A 19,514-nucleotide genomic window follows, 5' to 3' on the forward strand; every position below is an offset into this window, starting at 1 on the left:
AGCCGAGGCAATTTCTGTTCCGTTTTTTTTAATATTCTGACTCTGACTCGGGTTTGCAAACTTGTGTGTCTTCAAATTCGGGTTCCCGGTTCGGAGACTGAGAGCAGGGTTACTGTCATTCGTGATGCGGATTTGCATCCCCCTCTAACTTTCAAACACCCATGCTCGACGCATTCTCCAGGAAGGCCATCTCGGCCGATTCCAGCGGTGCTTTCATCGGCGGAGGCGAGCTGGCCTCTCTGAAGTCCTTCATCGCTGATGGCAACAAGCGCCTCGACGCTGTGAACGCCATCTCTGGCAACGCTGCTTGCATCGTCTCTGACGCTGTTGCCGGCATCTGCTGCGAGAACACTGGCCTGACCGCTCCTAACGGTGGTGTGTACACCAACCGCAAGATGGCTGCTTGCCTGCGCGATGGCGAGATCGTCCTCCGCTATGTGAGCTACGCCCTGCTCGCCGGTGACGCTTCCGTGCTTCAGGACCGCTGCCTGAACGGTCTTCGCGAGACCTATGCCGCTCTGGGCGTTCCTACCGGTTCTGCTTCCCGCGCCGTGGCCATCATGAAGGCCGCCGCCGGTGCTCTGATCACCAACACCAACAGCCAGCCCAAGAAAGCTGCTGTGACCCAGGGTGACTGCTCCAGCCTGTCCGGCGAAGCTGGTAGCTACTTCGACATGGTGATCAGCGCCATCAGCTGAACCAAGTCTGTTTAAACGTCCAACACCCTAACTAGCTTCCTAAATCATGAAGTCCGTCATCACCACCGTTGTCGGCGCAGCCGACAGCGCTTCCCGTTTCCCCTCCGCCTCCGACATGGAGTCGGTGCAGGGTTCAATCCAACGCGCTGCTGCTCGTCTCGAAGCTGCTGAAAAGCTTGCTTCTAACTACGACGGCATCGCTCAGCGCGCTGTTGACGCTGTGTACGCCCAGTACCCCAACGGCGCCACCGGCCGTCAGCCCCGCAAGTGCGCCACCGAAGGCAAAGAGAAGTGCAAGCGTGACTTCGTTCACTACCTGCGTCTGATCAACTACTGCCTGGTTACCGGCGGCACCGGCCCTCTGGACGAGCTGGCCATCAATGGTCAGAAGGAAGTCTACAAGGCTCTCAGCATCGACGGTGGCACCTACGTTGCTGGTTTCTCCAACATGCGTAACGACGGTTGCTCACCTCGTGACATGAGCCCCCAGGCTCTGACCGCTTACAACACCCTGCTGGACTATGTGATCAACTCCCTGGGCTGATTCTTCAGCTTAGATGTTTATCACTTCAGCAATGTGACCGGGGTGGGCAATACTGCCCACCCCTTTTTTTTACCGTCGAGGCGCACATTTAGACAACCCAAACGCCTGGTTGGCTAGGTTTTCGCGCAAGGCACACATTGCCGAATAGAGGCGTCAACCAAACGCCCGGAATATAACAATTCCAACAAGTGAACAATTAGCCTATTGGCTTTAACACATAGAATATGCGTTGACAGCAAAAAATCCACAGAAACATTTTTCTGCTTCAACCATTTGTCTATGGCTTAACTCTTGATCTGCAAACACAACAGCATGAGTCAGGAGTGAGTCGGGACAAAAAGCAAAACTCAACCCAATTCTCATCATGCTCGGCACTGAAACCAGCCTGAAAGCCCTCACGTCAGCCACAAGAACAGGGCCCGCTTCCTTCTCCACAGCGAGCAAAGCCGGCAAAAACACCGCTCCTCGCACCGTTGCAGGCGCTATTGCTGACTACAAGCGTCAGCATTGTGCCGCGATGGGTATTGGTATTGGGCCAAGACTCCACGCCGAGTGCCCCTTCGCAGTCACCTTCGATCAGTACAGCCCAGAGAACAGCGCAGCACTCGAGCGCGTGATTGCGGCTGCTTACCGTCAGGTGCTGGGTAACCTCCCTCCCACAGAGAACCAGCGCGAAACATCGCTGGAAGTTCGTCTGATGAATGGCGAAATCACTGTGCGTGATTTCGTGAACGGACTGGCTAAGTCTGACTTCTACAAAGCCAACTTCTTCCATGCTGTGGGCGCTCAGCGCGGAATTGAGCTGAACTTCAAGCATCTGCTTGGCCGTGCTCCACTGAATCAGGCTGAAGTTCAAGCCAACATCAAGCTGCAAGCCGAAGAGGGCTTCGATGCATTGGTTGATAGCTTGACTGACTCTGCGGAATACACAGAGGTGTTTGGCTCAGACATCGTCCCTTACGACCGCAGTCAGGATTCCTACGCAGGTATGTTCACGCGTACCTTCAACCTGATGCGTGAACTGGGTGGCTGGAAGGTTGCCATCAGTGACAACGCACAGGGTCGCAACAGCCGTACGGTCAACCCCTTGGCCACCGCGGCTCGCGCAAGTGCAAAACCAATGCCGTTCACTTATACCGCAGTGACGCGCATTCCGGTCAAACTGCCTGAGCAGCAGTACGCCGGCCACCAGACACCGAAGATGACTGATTACGTCGCCTTCCGTCCCTTCGGAGTTCACTTCTGATCTAACGGAAGTTCAAACTCATTAACACAATTAGCCTCCTCACATCTTGGTGCGAGGAGGCTTTTATTATGCTCCAATCAGGTGGATCAACAGCCAGGATCTAATCGCACTCAGGTAGAGTTTGTATACAAGGCAAAATGAATAGTGACGGAACAAACTCCAAACTCTTCGATGCTTGAGGTCGGAGAGCTAACCGAAGCTGAGGCCTACCAGCTGGCCGAAGCCTTAAAGCTTCAACTCGCTGATCATCTGCAGCCAAATTCAGACGATGATTCTCTCAGAAGAATGGTAGCTGGATTAGGAGACCAAAGGGGCTCACTTCGCCTTACGTTTGCTCAAAGCCTAGGGTCCGTGGGCGAGGCCGCGGTGCCAATCCTTTGCCATGCATTGAAAAACAATCCGAATGTTGTGATCAGACGGGCATCTGCAAAAACCCTCAATATCATCGGCAGTGAGTTAGCCCTACCGAACCTGATCGAAGCGTTCGAGACGGATGATGATCCAGTCGTTCAAGGTTCCTCGGCTGGAGCGATGGCCACCATCGGCATCCCCGCAATCGAATCAATATTCAAAATACTTTCAGATAAAAAATGCACCGCGTTTCAAGTTGGCCTGATCAATCTCGCCCTCAGTTTTATTGGGGCTAAAGCCCCAGATGCATTTAACACAGCGGCAAAATCAGGAAATCCAGAAATAAGAATAGCTGCACTTACTGCGTTATCGGAACAGGTTCAGTCTGGCTCAAGCCGATCAGCACGAAATCTTTTACTCGAGGCTTTGGAAGATGAAGAAGAAGAAGTGAGAGCGGAAGCAGCAACAATCACCGGCAAAACGTTAGACCCAGAGGATGCGGAAGACCAACTGATTATTCTGCTTCAAGACACATCACCACAGGTACGCAAGAATACTGCCCTTGCACTGATGAAAATGGAAGCATGTCATTCAATTGAACCCCTGATGACAGCAATCAAGAGCGAACCTGACAATCAAGTCAAGGCTGTCATGGAAGTGGCCCACAACCAACTGAAAAGAATTTCATGAAAGCATCAGCCAAGATTGAGACTTTCTCGACGTTCTAAACTTGCTTGAGCCATTTCTCGCACCAAGCTGTCTTTACTCATATCAGAGGCCAGTTTCTCTAAGCAATCATTCACCAAAGGTGCATCAAGTTCTGCCAATGCCATCAAAGCACCCTGAACATGAGCAATATTATCCCTTTCGCATGCCTTGATCAGAAGAGGAATGACACGCTCTTTTTCAGAGTCCTGCTTGGAAAGATGACCGAGGGTCATCAATGCTGACTGTGCAACAACTGGGTTCGCTTCATCAAGCGCTTTTTCCAATACATCCATCGTCTGAGCCGGAAAGGCTTGCGTCGGGAAATTCACTGAAACTTGAACAAGAGCTTTAATGCAGCAAGCCTTGACTGTTCCATTATCCGACGTTTCAAACAGCTCTAACAATTGCGGAACACTTTGGTGACCCAGAATCCCAAGCCCCTTGACAGCCGTTCTGTAGACGGCTGGATCCGGATCATGGAGCAAAGAGATCAGCTGAGGCAATGCCTGATCAGCAAAATGCTGGGCCATGAGGCTACAAGCATTGTCACGGATATTCGGATTCGGATGAGCAAGATCAGCAAGGAGCTGGTCAAATGATTGAGAAGGAGAATCCATATGAACAGTTTGCTTAATTCTTCTCTAATTTTAGCATTTAACCGATTTAGCCTTGGCGATGATACTAGACAATTTTATTTCTCAATTCAGCCTATAGAAGAGAGAGCCGAAGCAGCTCGAGCCTGAACGAAAGCGTCGGCATCTTGTTGACAATTGACAAGTAAATCCCTGATTTGATCACCGCCTTCGATGGATAAGCTCTCCATGCACATGATGGTGACGTAGCGACACTCCCAGGATGCAGGGATCGAACCACGAAGCAGCTGCGAACCGAGTTCAAAAAACAAATCAGGCCTCAGACTATGAAGTGCTTGAATTGCAGCTGCACGGCTTTTTTGGAACTGAGGCCTCCGATTGATCGCGGCTTCATTCAACAAGTCAACGATCCACTCAAGAGCGGAGGAGCTCCAGTCATCTCTTGAGCCAAAAACATGCATGAAAAAATAGTGGGCCCCATAATCATTATGGGCTTCTTCCTCCCACGACTGTTGCAAAATTGGAATCAGCACTTCAGCAGAATACTCTGGCAAATTCTGCATCGCCAGATAACAACGACTAAAGTCAGTACTATATAGCTGGCGAACCAGAAACTCAGGAGCCGGAGCCTCATCATATTGATGAATCACATTAATCTGGGCCGGATCGTCCCTAAAGACGACATCTATTAAATCCAGGCCAACATCTGCTGAAAGAAGAACCTTTGCCGTTGCGAGAATTTCACGGCAAGCTCGTATTCGAAAAGCCGGAGAAACAGGTGCAGTGGCAATGGAAGGGAGAAGTTCAATTGCACCCCCGTCGACAAGATCCTGAACGGCACATTGCCGATCCATTTGATTGGGAAGCGTCAAATACCCCTTAATTTGTAACAAGCTAGCCCTATCTTGCGTACACTTGGCAACCGCAGCAATTGCAGCACCACGAACACCAGGGCGATCAGAGGTTTGAAGCGAGCGAATCGAGTCAAAACTCTGATCGATCGCAAGCGTAGCGAGAGCCTTAATCAAAACCCTCTGATTTTGAGAAGCGTCCTTTAGCAAGTCAATCATCTGCTGGATCAAATCATGACGATTACAGCTCAATTTTTCGAGAGCCCAAACAGAATTTTCAACGAGGTAAATATCATCAGACCAGAGACATTGGCCAATTAGTGGGACTGAAGACTTAGAACCAAGTCGCGCTAGAACCTCAACGGCTTTTCTTTTTGCTATCTTGATCGCCTGATCATCTACTGCACAGACAAGAAGTGATTGAAGTGCATCCTCAGTTTCTGCGCAGGGGCAATTGATCAGGTGGGCTGCAGCCATATAAAAGTCACTTTTGGATTCCAACTCATCAATGGACAATGAAAGGATGTGGCGTGCATGATTACATGTAAGCCCAGGGTGGATATTATCAAAACGGCCCAAGGTCACATCAAGATGAACTGATTCCCCTGAATCTTAAGGCACTCGAGCGAGGCAAGCCTTAACCAAACTCAACCCAATTAATAAAAGTAAAGCTTTGGCATTCGAGCCAAAACGAGCATACAATTTACTTATCCAATAGACTATAAAAAAATGGGGCCATTTTCAAGCGCGCATTTTAAGGTGCAAGTCAATGCGCTAAATCGCTCAAGGCCAGGCATATCAACTCACTTCAGCCTGCCGTTTAACTCTCTTTGCCATGGCATGCAAGTCATGCATAGGAGCGGTTATGTGATTACCGATATGAGGCCAATATCAACGCCTGAAAATCCTGGCTCGGCAGACCAAAACAATGACGGAACGGCTGCAAAGATTGGAAAGGCGCTGATCAGCAAATTATCATCGCAAGATAAAGATGGAGGCAACAAAGAGAAGTCATCCCAGCGGCGGCGTCAACGCAAAAAATGAATGGTCGAGTCTGATCTCATTCTTAAGCCCTTAACTCAAAAATACCGTCTGAAGGTCGAGCTGACTTAAGGGCATCCCAGTTAATGCTCGCAAGAAATGTGTCGGGGTCGGCACATTCAACAAAATCGACCCCCCAACTTCCCATCTGAAGTGGTGCTTCAGGTAGGGCAGCGCTATCTTTTCGGCCTCCTAAGGCCAAACAAGAGTGATCCACTGAATGCCCCTGATGAATCCGGAAAGCCTTCCACGCTCTTACGAGTTCATTGGCCATATCATTCACAGATAAATCAGATTCAAGTTTCACCAACCAATGTGGGTGATTCAAAGCATCGGAACATGAGAAGGCAGTCGAATGATGCATCAAACCCTCAGCCAACTGCTCTGCAGAAAAATCTGGTGTCTGCGGCGAGTTCAATTGGAGGTTATGGGAAACAACGAAAACTGTCATGGTCGGGGTCTATGGTTGGTGATAACTTGAACGAGGCAATCGGAAGGCTATGAAGCCAGCAGCCATTTCTCATCAAAGGGGATCTAATGGAAATTCCTGAGAAGAGCTCTGCTGAAATCCAACTCAGCGAAGAAGAAGCTCTTGATCTGGCTACGCATCTCAAAGAGAAACTTAGAGCAGGATTACCGATCGAGTCTGATCCAGAATCGATCGCAACAATGATAGCTGGGCTTGGCGATCCCCGAGGCCTACTACGCCGGAGTTTTTCGGACAGCCTTGGATCTGTTGGTCAAGCTGCCGTACCTGCTTTATGCCAAGCCATGCGGCATAGCTCTCAAGTCACAGTCAGACGAGCAGCTGCCAAAACACTGACGCTGATTAGGGACCCGGCAAGTCTTCCCGATCTACTCTCAACCTTTCTTTCCGATACTGACTCAGTTGTTCAAGGATCAACCATGGGTGCCATGGCATCGATGGGAGAAGAATCTATCGACGCAATCCTGAGCATTATTGCGGCTCCCGACAGTACGGAAATGCAAATTGGGCTAGCAAATTGGGCTCTAACTCTGATCGGAGACAGGGCTCCACAAGTACTGCGTCAAGCCGCCACATCAGAAAATGCCAATGTAAGGAAAGCATCCATTTCTGCATTAGGAAGCCAAATCCAAGCTCTCGAGACAGAGGAGGATAAAGAACTTTTGCTCAATGCACTATCTGATCCTTTTGCAGAGATCCGTGCAGAAGCAGTCACACTCTTGGGTAAATTTGACGATGCAAAAATCGCGACCCCGCTGCTGATCCCCAAGCTTTCCGATTCCGATTCCTGGGTACGAAAGAATAGTGCACTTTCGCTAATGAAGCTACGCGAGATTTCTTCAATCGATGCTCTTCAAAGCAGGGCGACCGAGGAAAACGATGAGAACGTTTTAAGTGTTTTAAAACTTGCTATTAATCAGCTGCTAAGAGCCAGCGAAAACTAGCAGTTTTTAAAATCAAAAAAAGGGGGCATTTGCCCCCTTGTATTAGATCGCTGAGGGATAACTCAGGAAAGAGCGTTGATCAGATAGTCAAGATAGCTCTTGTACTCGTTCAGAGCTTGTGGGCTCATATCACGGGGTGAGCAAGCGCGGTCACGGGTGTAGATCAAAGCCTCGACATAGGGGCCAGTAGGAAGACCCAGGCTGCGATACACCTCACGGGCGCCAGCGATGCCCCACTCATCGAGAGGGCCGGTGCCACCAACAACGAGGCAATAGTTGATCAGACGCAGGTAGTGGCCCAGATCGCGGTAGCACTTGTCCACCTTCACCTGGCTATCACCAGCTTCACCTGGCTGCTTCAGATAGGCGTACTTGTTGAAGCAAGCATCGCCAGCTTCACGGGTGACCTTGTCCAGACCAGCAGCCAGCTTTTCAGCAGCTTCCAGACGAGCAGCTGCGCGCTGGATATTGCCCTGAACGGCCTCAAGATCGTTCTGAGAAGGGAAGCGACCAGCTGCGTCTGCAGCAGTCACAACAGTGGTAACGACGGACTTCATTGATGGTTTCCTTTAAAGGGGAGAATTGCTGAAAATTAAATTGATAACGCTGATCAGGAAACGGCGCCGATCACACGATCGAAGTAAGCACCAGCTTCTGCAACCAGCGCAGAGCAGTCACCCTGAGTGGTGTCCATCTTGCGGAAACGCTTACCACCTGAAGCAGGAGAGTTGGTTTCACCGATGAGAGCTGTTGCTGCAGCTTTCATGATCGCAACAGCGCGAGCAGCCGACTGAGTTGGCACGCCCAGAGCGATGTAGGTCTCCTTCAGGCCATTGAGGCAGCGATCATCCAAAACGGAAGCATCGCCAGCCAGCAAGGCGTAGCTGATGTAGCGGAGAACGATCTCACCGTCGCGCAGGCATGCGGCCATGCGGCGGTTGGGATAGCAGTTGCCACCAGCCTGAATCAGGCCGGTGTTCTCGCAAATCATGCCAGTGACGGCATCAGAAACGATGCAGGAGGCGTTGGAGGTGATGGCGTTGACTGCGTCCAAACGCTTGTTGCCATTCTGGACGTAGGACCGGAGACCAACGAGGTCACTACCACCAACGGGAGCAGTTTTGGCGTCAGCGCTGACGACCGAACGGGAAAATGCGTCGAGCATTGTAGGCCAGACAGTTTTGTAGGGGGAAGGCTTCTGGTGCAGTGAGGTAGCCGCCAAGCAAGTCCTTTAGGGAAAGGCTTGACCTGACAACATTTGACCCCAGTGGGCTGAAGCGCTCTTGCAAGCTAAGCCTGTACAGCCAAGCACTGGCAGGGGATCTGCCGATCACGCAAGAGTTCGTCACCTTGCAGCAGTCGACCACCACCCCCCTCGCGACAAGCCAAGGAATAAAGGGGAGCCAGGGACAGGCTTTGCGAGAGACATAGCAATCGTTAGAAGCAAGTCACCAAGCGCAACGCCTGAGGCTTGTCTATGGCGGCCAGAGGTAAGGTTGTCACAGAATTTTCTTGGCCTCTCACCAGGATGACGGACCAAATTGATCAGGCCCCAACAGTTGAAGAGCTACAAGAATCCATTGAGGAACTCTCCGCTTACCGTGAGCGGCTCTACAACGATGTCGTCGGACTTGGCAAGAAGCTCCGACTCTCTCAGAAGAAAATTGAAGCGACCATAAAAGACCACCCTGAACTATCCCGGATAGACGAGATCCTTAGCCAGCTCAAGCAACAACGGGACTTCCAAGCGAACAACCCATGAAAGGAATGGCCAATCCACCGCGAACGATGGCGGCTTTCTTTGAAGCCAGTCGCGGCACATGGATGATTCGACGCGTGGTTCATCATCTTGACAGTCAGGATGATGAATCAGGGGATTCCAATTTAATCATTGAACCCTTCGAGAATGACGATCCTGTCGTCGAAAAGGTCTGCGACGCTCTAAGCGTCAAGCACCAAGACACGGCCGGGGGTGCAAAATTCTGGTGGGAGAGCAATCTGATGCAAGAGACTCGAAATGATGACTATGCGGCAGTCGTTGTTAATGCTCCAAACCCCCAAGACCCCAGCACAGGCTTCCTGCTTCGTGATGTTGGCTATGTCGAGAAAAAATCTGTCATCAGTACTTACAACTTTACCGACGATGGAATTTTAACAATCAAGACTCGTTATGATACCAATGTGGGAATTGAACGTTGCTGGTTTGTTAACGATCAGATCAGGATGCGTGTGAGTTCGGTGCAATTCCTGAATGGAGTCGCCATGACCACCTATTGCACTGAATTTCGTTGTCCTACTGAGGCCGATCTTGCTGCGATTTCAGCAGAAGCAAGAGCCCAAGCGGATGCACCACCTTCTTCCGTTGCGGAGCTGAATCGTGTTTGACCCCTTTCTCGACGAACTGCATCAGAGCATCACTGCCAGGGGAGGCACGCCAATTCAGGTCCCGAGTGGGCTCGAAGAATGTCATTCAGCCAAAGGGAACAGCGTGATCCGCAGTTGGCTTTGGCAGGTCCCAGGCTTTCGCCGTTGGCGTGTTACCAGGCTCGATGCCGGCGACAGCCTCCAAGTTCTGAATTCAGTTGCCTACCCCGACCATGACTTCGACCACCCACTGATGGGAGTGGATCTGCTCTGGTTTGGGGCACGGCAAAAACTGGTGGCGGTGCTGGACTTTCAACCTCTGGTTCAGGATGCTGATTACCTTGACCGCTATTTCGAGGGTCTTAAGAGTCTGAACGCACAATTTCCCGATCTCAATGGGGAAGAAACCATGCGTTCCTTTGACCCGAATCAATACTTCTCCTCATGGTTACTGTTTTGCCGTGGAGGAGCCGATCAAGCTGAAACATCACTTCCACCCGCCTTCAGTGCCTTCCTGAAGGCCTACTGGCAGCTTCACGATCAAGCCTGCGGTGGCAAGGCTTCCATTCCTGCTGATGAGGTCAAGCGTTTGCAGGAGAATTACGACGTTTACAGCGCAGAGCGCGATCCTGCCCACGGCCTATTCACCAGTCACTTTGGCAAAGAGTGGTCGGATCGATTCCTGCATGAATTTCTATTCCCCGCTTCTGCGAATCAATGAGCCCGACTCGACTCAAGAGCACAGATCCTGTCGACATTCCCGGATGGACCTGGCAACCCTTTCTTGAGGACGCCATCAAGGCCATGAACAGCCTCAACATCGAGGCCTATCCGGTCAAAGACGAATTCCTGTTCAAGCAAGATCAGACGGGCTCGAAAGCAAAGCCCGTGACGGTCACCACAGCAACCTGGGCCTGCAAAACAGAGAAATTCCGCCAGGTGAGGGCAGCCTGCGTGAGCGCAGGAGGAGCTGCCTCGGTGCTGAACTTCGTCATCAATCCGCTAGCTCGCTTCGACCTGCCCTTTTTCGGCGGTGACCTTGTCACCCTTCCAGCTGGCCACCTTCTTGCCCTAGACCTTCAACCAGCGGACAAATCCGACGAGAGCCATACACAACCCGTGTGGGATCGACTTTTGCCACTGTTTGAACATTGGCGATCCAAATTGCCAGATGGAGGACCAATCCCTGACGAAGCCCAACCCTTCTTCTCACCAGGCTTCCTCTGGACTCGTCTGCCTTTGGGGGAGGAAGGCGATCATCTGATCGAGACTGTGGTACGGCCCGCCTTCAATGAGTATCTGAAGCTTTATCTGGAGTTGGCAGCAACCGCCCAACCCGTCTCAGACAGCCGCCGTGATCACCTCCTTGCCGGCCAACGGCGCTACACCGATTACAGGGCAGAGAAAGATCCAGCACGCGGCATGCTCACCCGCTTTCACGGAGGAGAGTGGACAGAGGAGTACATCCATACTGTGCTTTTTGATCTGTAGGGGGTCTCTTTCCTGCATGTGCGAGATCCCTGTGAGCAAAAGGCGATTAAGCATTATGAACAGCTTTCGGGAGCCTCCGCTCCACTTCGCGAGAATCTTGAACGACTCAGACGGGACTTTTGTCGATGTCCCTCCTGTGTCTGTGACACACACTTAGACGCTGCCAAGAGGAGTTCCAAATGTTCGACGCCTTCACCAAGGTGGTCGCCCAGGCCGACGCCAGGGGCCAGTTCATCACCGCCAGCGAAATCGATGCGCTGGCAGCCATGGTTTCCGACAGCAACAAGCGTCTGGATGCCGTCAACCGTATCTCCAGCAACGCCTCCAGCATCGTTGCAAACGCTGCCCGCGGCCTGTTCGCCCAGCAGCCTGCCCTGATCGCCCCCGGTGGCAACGCTTACACCTCCCGCCGCATGGCCGCTTGCCTGCGCGACATGGAGATCATCCTGCGCTATGTCACCTACTCGATCTTCACCGGCGATGCTTCCGTGATGGAAGACCGCTGCCTGAACGGTCTGCGTGAGACCTATCTCGCCCTGGGAACTCCCGGTGCTTCCGTGGCAGCCGGCGTGAACCTGATGAAGGACGCAGCATTGTCCACCGTTAACGACAAGTCTGGGATCTCCTCAGGTGACTGCGCCTCCCTGAGTAGTGAAATCGGCACCTACTTCGATCGCGCTGCAGCCTCCGTCGCCTGATCAAGGCGTCGCACTCAACGTTATTAATTCCTCTCTATAGCAATGAAAACTCCCCTCACCGAAGCTGTTGCAGCAGCAGACTCCCAAGGTCGGTTCCTCAGCAACACTGAAGTTCAGGCGGCATCCGGTCGTTTCAACCGCGCCACGGCAAGCCTTGAGGCAGCCAAAGCCCTCACCACCCAGGCTGATGCTCTGGTGAACAGTGCAGCTCAGGCTGTCTACACCAAGTTTCCCTTCACCACCCAGATGGAAGGCGCCAACTACGCCTCGACCTCTGAAGGTAAAGCCAAGTGCTCCCGTGACGTCGGCTACTACCTGCGCATGATCACCTATTGCCTGGTCGCTGGTGGTACTGGCCCCATGGATGATTATCTGATCGCCGGACTGGCTGAGATCAACCGCACCTTTGAGCTTTCTCCTACTTGGTATGTTGAAGCTCTGAAGCACATCAAAGCCAACCACGGCCTTTCCGGCAGTGCTGCCACCGAAGCCAACAGCTACATCGACTACGCCATCAATGCCCTGATCTGATTAAGCAGATCTGAGCAAGTAGCTTACAAAGCCTCCCTACTTAGGGAGGCTTTTTTCATTCTGCATGGCTTTGGATGACACCTTCTCTTCAACGATTTCTCAGCCTGCTTTGCGGAGAGTACAGCAACCAACAACAAGCCTTTGAGAATCCACCATTTTTTGCACATATTCTTCTTCGCTATAGGCCAATAGAACATCTTCAACCAGGGTCACTTCTTCTAGAGCAGACGTATGCAGTTGACCCCAAGAATCCATATAGATTGCGAATGATCCGGGCTGAAGAGCTTGAAACAGGAGCGATCAAACTCTGGAACCATAGCTTTCGTGAGCCTGCAAGGTTCGCCAACGCGACACTTGATCGTCGCAGACGCCAAGAAATCAGCACTGACGACCTGACAGTTTTAGAGCAATGCCACTATCAAGTTATTGAGAGGGAAGATGGCTACCACGGAGAAATTGAACCCGGATGTCTCTGCATCGTGCGCCGAGACGACAAGGACACAGTGCTCAAAAGCCATTTCCACCTTAAGGGGAATACACTCTCAACCCTCGATCGAGGATATGACCCTACAACTAATCAACGATGCTGGGGCTCTATTGCAGGAGAATTTTGCTTTAAGCGATCAGAATCCTGGGATGCAGACTGGGCAGATGCCAGCTGAAGGGATATCAATCAAGAATTACACCAAGCAAGCAAAATAACAACCAAGTCAATTTCCTAGACTGCAGTACCCATTGTCACCGAGAGAAGGGAAGCGACTTGACTCTGATCAATTCGGCAAAAACGGCCATCGATGCCCTTAATCATGAAGACTCAGGCATTAGGTATCACAGCGCTTGGTGGCTGGGTAAACACAGAATCAAATCCGCCGTTCCAAAACTGGTTCAATGCTTAAACGACGAACGCGATAGAACAGCAGCGGGAGGATATCCCCTAAGACGCCAGGCCGCGCGTTCACTAGGAATGATCGGAGACTCTAGCTGCATTCCAGCGTTGCTACAGACTCTGCAGACGAAGGACGTACAGCTACACGAGGCAACACTTAGAGCACTAATCGCAATCAATAACAATGACTGTATCGGTCCTCTGATCACCTACCTAGACAGACAAGACATCAACAAGCCCATCGAGGCTCTCATCGAAACATTGACAACCTTCAAAGCCTGCCATGTTCGCGATAAAATCGAGCCCTTCCTCGATTCAGACTCAGAAAGAATTGCCAGCTCAGCCGCATCATTCTTTTTCATCTGCACAGGAGAAGCATCATATTTAGAGAACGTGATCACACTGCTTGACCACAACAATCGATTCATAAGACAAGCAGCAGCATTCGACCTTGCACGAATCGCAACAATCAGCAGTGCAGACGCAATCCTTGAGGCGAACATCCCCAACAACATTAAAATGTTCGCCATTAAGGCCATTCTCTGCGAACTTAGCAATCAACAATCAGATCACACAAGCGAAGAATCGCCTAAGGAAAGCGCTCTTCGCAGCAACTTATTTGCAAGGCTAGATGCCCTTATTAAAGAAAACTTTTCCGGAAACCTGCCAACGAGCAGCCAAGAAACCAGGCCTCAAGGTCGCCAAGAAGACTGGCCAAAAACGACTCAGAATTCAACTCCGGAAGCTTTTTCAATGCTTCGGGAGCCATCCCTTTCAAGTCGCATAGAGGGGATAAAATTACTGGTCAGAATTTTCGAAAACAACCACAAAGGACTCTCAGAGCTATATTTCTCCGAATCAGATCAAGATATAAAAATGGGAATCATTAAGGCGATGTCAGAACTCAAGAATCCTTCTTACTTACCAGCTTTCGTTGATGCCATTGGAGTAGAGATAGGAAACCACTGCCAGGGCAACATACGCCGCGTCGCAGCCAACGCGCTTGGGGAAATTGGATCTATACAAAGAGAGGCTGAGGAATCCCTCTCATTAATCATTGAAAAACTCAACTGGACCCTGAATCAGCCTGATGACTGGGGCCTCCGCTACAGCGCATGCCTTGCGCTTGAAAAAATGAGCAGCATAAAAGCAAAGAACCTTCTAATTAGCGCAAAAGACAGCGAACCCGATCCTGTCGTCGCATCAAGAATTTCGATGGCCCTGGCAGAGGGTGTAGATCACTGCAATTAATCTGTGAGTCCATGAACAAGCCCATGCCCCGCCCAAGTCAGAGATGAAACTGCTCTTCGTCTGCCTCGGCAATATCTGCCGCTCCCCCGCTGCCGAAGGTGTCTTCCTGCATCTGCTTGAGGAGCGTGGTCTCAGCGATCAGTTCGTTGTCGATTCCGCCGGAACGGGCGGATGGCATGTGGGCAATCCAGCGGACCGACGCATGCAGGCTGCAGCCAACCGCCGCGGCATTCAGCTGCCCAGCCGCGCACGACAGATCAGCCTCGACGATTTCTCGGGTTTCGATCTGGTGCTGACCATGGACGACGACAATCTCACCGCCGTTCAAGGACTGGCTCGCGAAGCTGGCCCCAGGGCAACGGCCAGCATCAAACCGATGCTCAGCTACAGCCGCCGGTTCTCTGAAACGGAGGTCCCTGATCCCTATTACGGAGGCGAGCAGGGGTTTGAACACGTGCTCGACCTGCTCGAAGACGCCTGTTCCAACCTGTTGGACGAACTCAGTCCACCGCGGGAGTAGGCCAGACTTCCTCCGCCACCCGAGACCGGAACTGCGCCACCAGGGCGTCGATCACAGCCTCAATGCTCATGCCATCGGTCACGAGCTCCACAGCATCGTCCGCCTGCACCAAGGGAGCTTCCTCGCGCGTGCTGTCGAGATGATCCCGTTCAGCAATCTGTGCCTCGAGCTCAGAGCGCTCAGGCACCGGGAACCCCCGCTGCTCCAGGTCGAGGGCGCGACGCCGGGCTCGTTCGCTCACCGTGGCCGTGAGGAACACCTTCAGATCAGCATCCGGGAAAACAGCGGTACCGATGTCGCGACCTTCTGCCACCAAGCCACCCTTGGCACCCATCGCTTTCTGTTGAGAAGTCAGCGCTTGCCTGACGCAGCGGTGCGCCGCCACAGCCGAAACCGACGCAGTGACTTCAGGCGAGCGAATCGCTTCACTCACGTCCTGCCCATTGACCAACACCTGCTGACCGCCAGCGGGCAGTGACCGCAGCTGCAGGTCGAGGTCGTTCAGCAGCGGCGCAATGGACGCCCCATCCTTGGGGTCCACACCGTTCTGTTGCACCAACCAGGTCACCGAGCGGTACATCGCTCCGGTATCCAGGTAGATGAGTCCAAGCCGTTCAGCAAAGGCTCGAGTCACGGTGCTCTTGCCGGCGCCGGCCGGGCCATCGATCGCAACGAGGGGCTGACGACTCATCAGAAAAACATGATCAATTAAACGGGTCGTCCGGCAGCGAACCGCCGCGGCCAGCAGCGAGATCGCTTTCTCAGGGCCACAAGGCTGGAGGCTGAAGGGATCGACCCTCTCTACATACTCCAGCTCCAATCCAGCAGCTGCAATGGCGACACGAGCCGAGGCCACAGGTGTCTGCAGATCCACAGCACGAAGCGCTGCCGAAAACGCCGCCGCTTTTTGGCGTTCAGGGGCGGTGAGATAGAGGTTCCGGGAACTGCTCGCTACACCATCTGGCTCGCGAACCGTTGGGACTGCACAGATCCGCACAGGCCAGTCCAGATCCATGACCAGATGACGGAGAATCGTGAGCTGCTGCCAGTCCTTCTCACCGAGCACCAGCACGGCGGGACGCACGAGCGCCAACAAACGGCTGACCACCGTTGCCACACCATCAAAATGCCCAGGACGCCCTGCACCACAGAGATGCTGCTGCAATCCTCTGGGTACTTGGATGCGGAACACCTGATCAGCACCATCGGGATACATCTCGACATCGCTGGGGCACCAAAGGGCATCCGCACCGGCCAGTGCTGCCCTACGGCAATCAGCCTCTAGGTCTCGGGGATAACGCTCGAAATCCTCACTTGGCCCGAACTGAAGAGGATTCACATAGACGCTTGCCAAAACAGAGCAAGCTGCGGGGCTGAATCCACGAGCAGCGGTCATGAGCCGCGCATGACCTTGGTGGAGCCCACCCATGGTGGGTACGAAATGGACGGGATGGGTCTGCTGAGCGCGCCAATGGCGCAATGCAGACACTGATCGAAGAACCTGAAAGGTCAGCGCAGTACCTCGAGCTTCACCTGTGCGATACCAGAGGCCGTCAGCCCAAGACGACTGGCGGCACCGTGGCCAAGATCGATCACACGATGGCCCACAAATGGTCCACGATCGTTGATTCTGATCACGGCGATACGCCCGTTCCAGAGATTGGTCACCCGCACCTTGGTGCCGAAGGGAAGCGTGCGATGGGCAGCGGTCATCGTGCCGGGCCGATAGACCTCACCATTGGCCGTGCGATTTCCGTAGAACCCAGGGCCATACCAGCTGGCCTCACCTGTACTCACCGAGACCACAGCAGGCTGAGGAACGGGAGGTGGGGCAATCACTGAAGTTGGAAGAACGCTTTCTTTCGAAACCGTGTCGTCTGCAGAAGCAGGAACGACCGTTTGGTTGATGCTGCTTCCGCTGTCTTCGCTGTCAACCAAGGATGAACGGACAGGCTGAATGGGTTGACTCAGCACTGCTTCAAGCGATTCACGCACCGAGCCTGGAGCCAGTTCACGAGAGAGAACTGGCAGGAGAGCGACTCCGCTCGAAACCAGGCCGGTGAACAGCAGAAGAGCGAAGGGTGAGCTCATGCGTGGCGGATGCCTGGATGGCTCGAACGCTTCAGCTTCTGAAGGGAACTGCGTTGAGCATGCAGATTCCCAATGGGAATCAAATCCGAGCAACCTGATTGAACAAAGATCGATCGAACGGTAAGGAGGCCTGCAGGATGGGCGCAGCAGAGCAAAGGGCTTCCTGCTGATGGGACGCAACCAGGCCAAAGCGCTCAACCAGTTGCACTGCAATGCGACAGAAGAGCGAGGCCCATCAAGGTCCGATTAGCCGGCCTTATCGGCAAGACAACGCCACCTAATCAGCCGTGTGGACGGCCAAGCAACCGGGCCTGGGACCACGGGGAGAGAGGATCGAAGAAAGCGCGATTCGGGGACCGCCCCGCACGAGAATGGATTACAAGACCGCGGGCGTGGACGTCGAGGCGGGACGAGCCTTCGTTGGCAGGATCCGCTCGAGCGTGGAATCCACCTTCCGGCCAGAAGTGCTGGGAGGTCTGGGGGGATTTGGGGGGCTAATGCGCCTCCCGGCAGGGTTACGCAAGCCGCTCCTTGTGTCCGGGACGGATGGAGTGGGCACCAAGCTTGAGCTGGCGCAGGATTATGGCCGTCATCACAACGTTGGCATCGACCTGGTGGCGATGTGTGTGAACGATGTGATCACCTCAGGGGCGTCCCCTTTGTTCTTCCTTGACTACATGGCAACGGGCGCGCTCAGCCCCGAGGCCATGGCCGAGGTCGTGGAAGGCATCGCCGATGGCTGCAGACGCAGTGGCTGCTCTCTCTTGGGAGGGGAAACGGCGGAAATGCCAGGGTTCTATCCAGCAGGCCGGTACGACCTTGCCGGGTTCTGTGTGGCGGTCGTGGAAGAAGACGAACTGATTGACGGACGTGCGATCGAAGCCGGTGACTCGATCGTGGGTGTGGCTAGCAACGGAGTCCACAGCAATGGATTCAGCCTTGTGCGCAAGGTTCTTGCCATGGCCAAGGCCGATGGCGGCACCCGCTTCGGCCCCGGACAGCAGCCCTTGATCGAGGCGTTACTGGCTCCAACCACGCTTTACGGCGACCTGGTGCAGAGCCTGCAGACAGCGAAACTTCCCCTGCATGGGATGGCCCATATCACCGGTGGAGGGCTTCCCGAGAATCTGCCGCGGTGCCTGCCTGAAGGCCTGAGTGCCAGCATCAACCCAGACAGTTGGTCACGTCCCGAGCTCTTCCACTGGCTGCAGCAGAACGGTGAGATTCCGGAACGCGACCTCTGGCACACGTTCAACATGGGAATCGGTTTCTGCCTGGTCCTCCCCGAGACGGCAGTGGCTGAGGCCCTCTCCCTCTGTCAGGCACTGAACCTTCCCGCCTGGCCGATCGGGGAGGTTGAGCAGATCAGTAGCGCCCATCGCGATGGGATCAGCGGTCTCCCGAGCTGAATCAAAGCTGACAACCGCACGTAAATCGGCGTTTCAGGTCATCACCCGCGACCAATAACCGCTTTAACATTTCCCGGAAGCTTTGTTGCGTCATCCGCGCAACATCCGCGTCGTTACATCCCCTTAGGTTTGATGCCTTTCGATAAACCCCAACGGACCACCAGAAGGCGTTCGTCCGCAGGCCCCGTTCCTCCACGTCGCCCTGCCGTATCCCATCACGATCGCGGCCATCTCAATCGCCAGGGTCCACGGCCCACCTTCCTGGCCCTCAAGGACCACGGCAAGGTGTATGTGGCCGATATGCCCTACCTCTCGGATGGTCAGCTCACCCACATCAGCAAAGAAGCCGAAGAGGTTCTGGCCAGCCTGGAACGACGCATCAGCGAACTAGAAAGCAACCACACCATTGCCCAGGCAGAGCGCGACACCCTGATCAAGGCTTGTACCAAAAGAGATGTCACCCATCGCTTCCTACGTGCAATTCGCGATGAGCAAGAGCATCGCCGCAACAACCCGGCGGTAAGAAGCGCAGCCAATGAGTCTCTACCGCGCACCTTTCTTGAGATCGCGCGCCATCGCCTACCAGGCGCCACCTTTGACTCTCTCCTGCAGGAAGCCCTCACCGCCTGCGAACAGCATCGCGAGGAACCCGAGAGCACGCCTGCCAACCAGAAACCAACACCCGTCAAGGTGGTGTCCCTCACCAACCCTGCTTCCAGCCTGCCTGTGGTGGTCAGTCCAGACCCGGAGCCTGGCGAAGCCGCAAGCGGTTGATGCTGTTGGCCACCCACTGGAGCCATGTCACATCTG

General features: G+C 53.5%; 24 protein-coding genes. 17 read left to right on the plus strand and 7 right to left on the minus strand.

Annotated elements, in window-relative coordinates; all coding sequences use genetic code 11:
* Nucleotides 1-161: 161 nt before the first annotated feature.
* The 4 genes from DXY10_RS03955 to DXY10_RS03970 all read left to right on the plus strand — a co-directional run bounded on the left by DXY10_RS03955 (nucleotide 162) and on the right by DXY10_RS03970 (nucleotide 3,529).
* On the plus strand, nucleotides 162-698 hold the full coding sequence (locus DXY10_RS03955) for a bleomycin hydrolase (protein ID WP_115016439.1): 537 nt from the start codon (nucleotides 162-164) through the stop codon (nucleotides 696-698).
* Nucleotides 699-744: 46 nt separating this feature from the next.
* On the plus strand, nucleotides 745-1,242 hold the full coding sequence (gene mpeA / locus DXY10_RS03960; RefSeq protein ID WP_115016441.1) for a class 2 C-phycoerythrin subunit alpha: 498 nt from the start codon (nucleotides 745-747) through the stop codon (nucleotides 1,240-1,242).
* A 364-nt stretch (nucleotides 1,243-1,606) separates the two neighbouring features.
* Nucleotides 1,607-2,488, plus strand: a complete 882-nt coding sequence (locus DXY10_RS03965; RefSeq protein ID WP_115016443.1) for a phycobilisome rod-core linker polypeptide — start codon at nucleotides 1,607-1,609, stop codon at nucleotides 2,486-2,488.
* Nucleotides 2,489-2,632: 144 nt separating this feature from the next.
* On the plus strand, nucleotides 2,633-3,529 hold the full coding sequence (locus tag DXY10_RS03970; protein ID WP_244281919.1) for a HEAT repeat domain-containing protein: 897 nt from the start codon (nucleotides 2,633-2,635) through the stop codon (nucleotides 3,527-3,529).
* 5 nt (nucleotides 3,530-3,534) lie between these two features.
* Here DXY10_RS03970 and DXY10_RS03975 read toward each other — a convergent pair whose 3' ends face one another.
* Both DXY10_RS03975 and DXY10_RS03980 read right to left on the minus strand, forming a co-directional pair.
* On the minus strand, nucleotides 3,535-4,164 hold the full coding sequence (locus DXY10_RS03975) for a HEAT repeat domain-containing protein (protein ID WP_115016447.1): 630 nt from the start codon (nucleotides 4,162-4,164) through the stop codon (nucleotides 3,535-3,537).
* An 86-nt stretch (nucleotides 4,165-4,250) separates the two neighbouring features.
* Entirely contained in the window at nucleotides 4,251-5,576 is a 1,326-nt protein-coding gene (locus tag DXY10_RS03980; protein ID WP_244281920.1) for a HEAT repeat domain-containing protein, read from the minus strand.
* A gap of 264 nt (nucleotides 5,577-5,840) precedes the next feature.
* On the opposite strand from DXY10_RS03980, the gene DXY10_RS14760 reads away from it, so the two are divergent.
* Entirely contained in the window at nucleotides 5,841-6,035 is a 195-nt protein-coding gene (locus DXY10_RS14760; protein WP_206749689.1) for a hypothetical protein, read from the plus strand.
* 22 nt (nucleotides 6,036-6,057) lie between these two features.
* On the opposite strand, the gene DXY10_RS03985 is transcribed toward DXY10_RS14760, so the two are convergent.
* Nucleotides 6,058-6,483, minus strand: a complete 426-nt coding sequence (locus tag DXY10_RS03985; RefSeq protein ID WP_115016451.1) for a DUF2656 family protein — start codon at nucleotides 6,481-6,483, stop codon at nucleotides 6,058-6,060.
* 86 nt (nucleotides 6,484-6,569) lie between these two features.
* On the opposite strand from DXY10_RS03985, the gene DXY10_RS03990 reads away from it, so the two are divergent.
* On the plus strand, nucleotides 6,570-7,463 hold the full coding sequence (locus DXY10_RS03990; protein ID WP_115016453.1) for a HEAT repeat domain-containing protein: 894 nt from the start codon (nucleotides 6,570-6,572) through the stop codon (nucleotides 7,461-7,463).
* Nucleotides 7,464-7,525: 62 nt separating this feature from the next.
* Here DXY10_RS03990 and cpeA read toward each other — a convergent pair whose 3' ends face one another.
* The gene (gene cpeA / locus DXY10_RS03995; protein WP_115016455.1) at nucleotides 7,526-8,020 is read right to left on the minus strand and encodes a class 1 C-phycoerythrin subunit alpha; all 495 of its coding nucleotides are present in this window, start codon (nucleotides 8,018-8,020) and stop codon (nucleotides 7,526-7,528) included.
* A gap of 53 nt (nucleotides 8,021-8,073) precedes the next feature.
* Nucleotides 8,074-8,628: a class 1 C-phycoerythrin subunit beta gene (gene cpeB / locus DXY10_RS04000; RefSeq protein WP_115016457.1), complete on the minus strand. Its 555-nt coding sequence runs from the start codon at nucleotides 8,626-8,628 to the stop codon at nucleotides 8,074-8,076.
* A 363-nt stretch (nucleotides 8,629-8,991) separates the two neighbouring features.
* On the opposite strand from cpeB, the gene DXY10_RS04005 reads away from it, so the two are divergent.
* From DXY10_RS04005 to DXY10_RS04045, 9 genes are all read left to right on the plus strand, one after another.
* On the plus strand, nucleotides 8,992-9,225 hold the full coding sequence (locus tag DXY10_RS04005) for a hypothetical protein (protein ID WP_115016521.1): 234 nt from the start codon (nucleotides 8,992-8,994) through the stop codon (nucleotides 9,223-9,225).
* Nucleotides 9,222-9,848, plus strand: a complete 627-nt coding sequence (locus tag DXY10_RS04010; protein WP_115016459.1) for a phycobiliprotein lyase — start codon at nucleotides 9,222-9,224, stop codon at nucleotides 9,846-9,848. Before DXY10_RS04005 ends, DXY10_RS04010 begins: the two co-directional genes overlap by 4 nt.
* Entirely contained in the window at nucleotides 9,841-10,548 is a 708-nt protein-coding gene (locus DXY10_RS04015; RefSeq protein WP_115016461.1) for a 15,16-dihydrobiliverdin:ferredoxin oxidoreductase, read from the plus strand. Before DXY10_RS04010 ends, DXY10_RS04015 begins: the two co-directional genes overlap by 8 nt.
* A complete protein-coding gene (locus tag DXY10_RS04020; RefSeq protein ID WP_115016463.1) occupies nucleotides 10,545-11,318 on the plus strand; it encodes a phycoerythrobilin:ferredoxin oxidoreductase in 774 nt (257 codons plus the stop codon). The genes DXY10_RS04015 and DXY10_RS04020 overlap by 4 nt, the downstream gene beginning before the upstream one ends.
* Nucleotides 11,319-11,497: 179 nt before the next feature.
* Nucleotides 11,498-12,016 (plus strand): phycocyanin subunit beta, encoded by a 519-nt coding sequence (locus tag DXY10_RS04025; protein ID WP_115016465.1) that lies wholly within the window; start codon nucleotides 11,498-11,500, stop codon nucleotides 12,014-12,016.
* Nucleotides 12,017-12,058: 42 nt separating this feature from the next.
* Nucleotides 12,059-12,547 (plus strand): phycocyanin subunit alpha, encoded by a 489-nt coding sequence (gene cpcA / locus DXY10_RS04030; protein WP_115016467.1) that lies wholly within the window; start codon nucleotides 12,059-12,061, stop codon nucleotides 12,545-12,547.
* A gap of 74 nt (nucleotides 12,548-12,621) precedes the next feature.
* Nucleotides 12,622-13,209 (plus strand): chromophore lyase CpcT/CpeT, encoded by a 588-nt coding sequence (locus tag DXY10_RS04035; protein ID WP_115016469.1) that lies wholly within the window; start codon nucleotides 12,622-12,624, stop codon nucleotides 13,207-13,209.
* 98 nt (nucleotides 13,210-13,307) lie between these two features.
* Nucleotides 13,308-14,684, plus strand: a complete 1,377-nt coding sequence (locus tag DXY10_RS04040; RefSeq protein ID WP_115016470.1) for a HEAT repeat domain-containing protein — start codon at nucleotides 13,308-13,310, stop codon at nucleotides 14,682-14,684.
* A gap of 43 nt (nucleotides 14,685-14,727) precedes the next feature.
* Nucleotides 14,728-15,204: a low molecular weight protein-tyrosine-phosphatase gene (locus DXY10_RS04045; RefSeq protein WP_115016472.1), complete on the plus strand. Its 477-nt coding sequence runs from the start codon at nucleotides 14,728-14,730 to the stop codon at nucleotides 15,202-15,204.
* On the opposite strand, the gene DXY10_RS04050 is transcribed toward DXY10_RS04045, so the two are convergent.
* Together DXY10_RS04050 and DXY10_RS04055 are read right to left on the minus strand one after the other, a co-directional pair.
* The gene (locus tag DXY10_RS04050) at nucleotides 15,185-16,717 is read right to left on the minus strand and encodes a bifunctional pantoate--beta-alanine ligase/(d)CMP kinase (RefSeq protein ID WP_115016474.1); all 1,533 of its coding nucleotides are present in this window, start codon (nucleotides 16,715-16,717) and stop codon (nucleotides 15,185-15,187) included. The genes DXY10_RS04045 and DXY10_RS04050 overlap by 20 nt on opposite strands.
* On the minus strand, nucleotides 16,714-17,295 hold the full coding sequence (locus tag DXY10_RS04055; protein ID WP_115016476.1) for a septal ring lytic transglycosylase RlpA family protein: 582 nt from the start codon (nucleotides 17,293-17,295) through the stop codon (nucleotides 16,714-16,716). The genes DXY10_RS04050 and DXY10_RS04055 overlap by 4 nt, the downstream gene beginning before the upstream one ends.
* Nucleotides 17,296-17,666: 371 nt before the next feature.
* Here DXY10_RS04055 and purM point away from each other — a divergent pair, with 371 nt between their 5' ends.
* Both purM and DXY10_RS04065 read left to right on the plus strand, forming a co-directional pair.
* Nucleotides 17,667-18,704 (plus strand): phosphoribosylformylglycinamidine cyclo-ligase, encoded by a 1,038-nt coding sequence (gene purM / locus DXY10_RS04060; RefSeq protein WP_115016478.1) that lies wholly within the window; start codon nucleotides 17,667-17,669, stop codon nucleotides 18,702-18,704.
* A gap of 132 nt (nucleotides 18,705-18,836) precedes the next feature.
* The gene (locus tag DXY10_RS04065) at nucleotides 18,837-19,478 is read left to right on the plus strand and encodes a histidine phosphotransferase (protein WP_115016480.1); all 642 of its coding nucleotides are present in this window, start codon (nucleotides 18,837-18,839) and stop codon (nucleotides 19,476-19,478) included.
* Nucleotides 19,479-19,514: the final 36 nt, after the last annotated feature.

Source organism: Synechococcus sp. UW140 (genome assembly GCF_900474295.1).
GTDB lineage: Bacteria > Cyanobacteriota > Cyanobacteriia > PCC-6307 > Cyanobiaceae > Synechococcus_C.

Excerpts from the sequence above, each read along its gene's own strand:
- DXY10_RS03955 (WP_115016439.1), top strand. The coding sequence starts at position 162 with ATGCTCGACGCATTCTCCAGGAAGGCCATCTCGGCCGATTCCAGCGGT.
- mpeA (WP_115016441.1), top strand. The coding sequence starts at position 745 with ATGAAGTCCGTCATCACCACCGTTGTCGGCGCAGCCGACAGCGCTTCC.
- DXY10_RS03965 (WP_115016443.1), top strand. The coding sequence starts at position 1,607 with ATGCTCGGCACTGAAACCAGCCTGAAAGCCCTCACGTCAGCCACAAGA.
- DXY10_RS03975 (WP_115016447.1), bottom strand. The coding sequence starts at position 4,164 with ATGGATTCTCCTTCTCAATCATTTGACCAGCTCCTTGCTGATCTTGCT.
- DXY10_RS14760 (WP_206749689.1), top strand. The coding sequence starts at position 5,841 with ATGCATAGGAGCGGTTATGTGATTACCGATATGAGGCCAATATCAACG.
- DXY10_RS03985 (WP_115016451.1), bottom strand. The coding sequence starts at position 6,483 with ATGACAGTTTTCGTTGTTTCCCATAACCTCCAATTGAACTCGCCGCAG.
- DXY10_RS03990 (WP_115016453.1), top strand. The coding sequence starts at position 6,570 with ATGGAAATTCCTGAGAAGAGCTCTGCTGAAATCCAACTCAGCGAAGAA.
- cpeA (WP_115016455.1), bottom strand. The coding sequence starts at position 8,020 with ATGAAGTCCGTCGTTACCACTGTTGTGACTGCTGCAGACGCAGCTGGT.
- cpeB (WP_115016457.1), bottom strand. The coding sequence starts at position 8,628 with ATGCTCGACGCATTTTCCCGTTCGGTCGTCAGCGCTGACGCCAAAACT.
- DXY10_RS04005 (WP_115016521.1), top strand. The coding sequence starts at position 8,992 with ATGACGGACCAAATTGATCAGGCCCCAACAGTTGAAGAGCTACAAGAA.
- DXY10_RS04010 (WP_115016459.1), top strand. The coding sequence starts at position 9,222 with ATGAAAGGAATGGCCAATCCACCGCGAACGATGGCGGCTTTCTTTGAA.
- DXY10_RS04020 (WP_115016463.1), top strand. The coding sequence starts at position 10,545 with ATGAGCCCGACTCGACTCAAGAGCACAGATCCTGTCGACATTCCCGGA.
- DXY10_RS04025 (WP_115016465.1), top strand. The coding sequence starts at position 11,498 with ATGTTCGACGCCTTCACCAAGGTGGTCGCCCAGGCCGACGCCAGGGGC.
- cpcA (WP_115016467.1), top strand. The coding sequence starts at position 12,059 with ATGAAAACTCCCCTCACCGAAGCTGTTGCAGCAGCAGACTCCCAAGGT.
- DXY10_RS04035 (WP_115016469.1), top strand. The coding sequence starts at position 12,622 with ATGACACCTTCTCTTCAACGATTTCTCAGCCTGCTTTGCGGAGAGTAC.
- DXY10_RS04045 (WP_115016472.1), top strand. The coding sequence starts at position 14,728 with ATGAAACTGCTCTTCGTCTGCCTCGGCAATATCTGCCGCTCCCCCGCT.
- DXY10_RS04055 (WP_115016476.1), bottom strand. The coding sequence starts at position 17,295 with ATGAGCTCACCCTTCGCTCTTCTGCTGTTCACCGGCCTGGTTTCGAGC.
- purM (WP_115016478.1), top strand. The coding sequence starts at position 17,667 with ATGGATTACAAGACCGCGGGCGTGGACGTCGAGGCGGGACGAGCCTTC.
- DXY10_RS04065 (WP_115016480.1), top strand. The coding sequence starts at position 18,837 with ATGCCTTTCGATAAACCCCAACGGACCACCAGAAGGCGTTCGTCCGCA.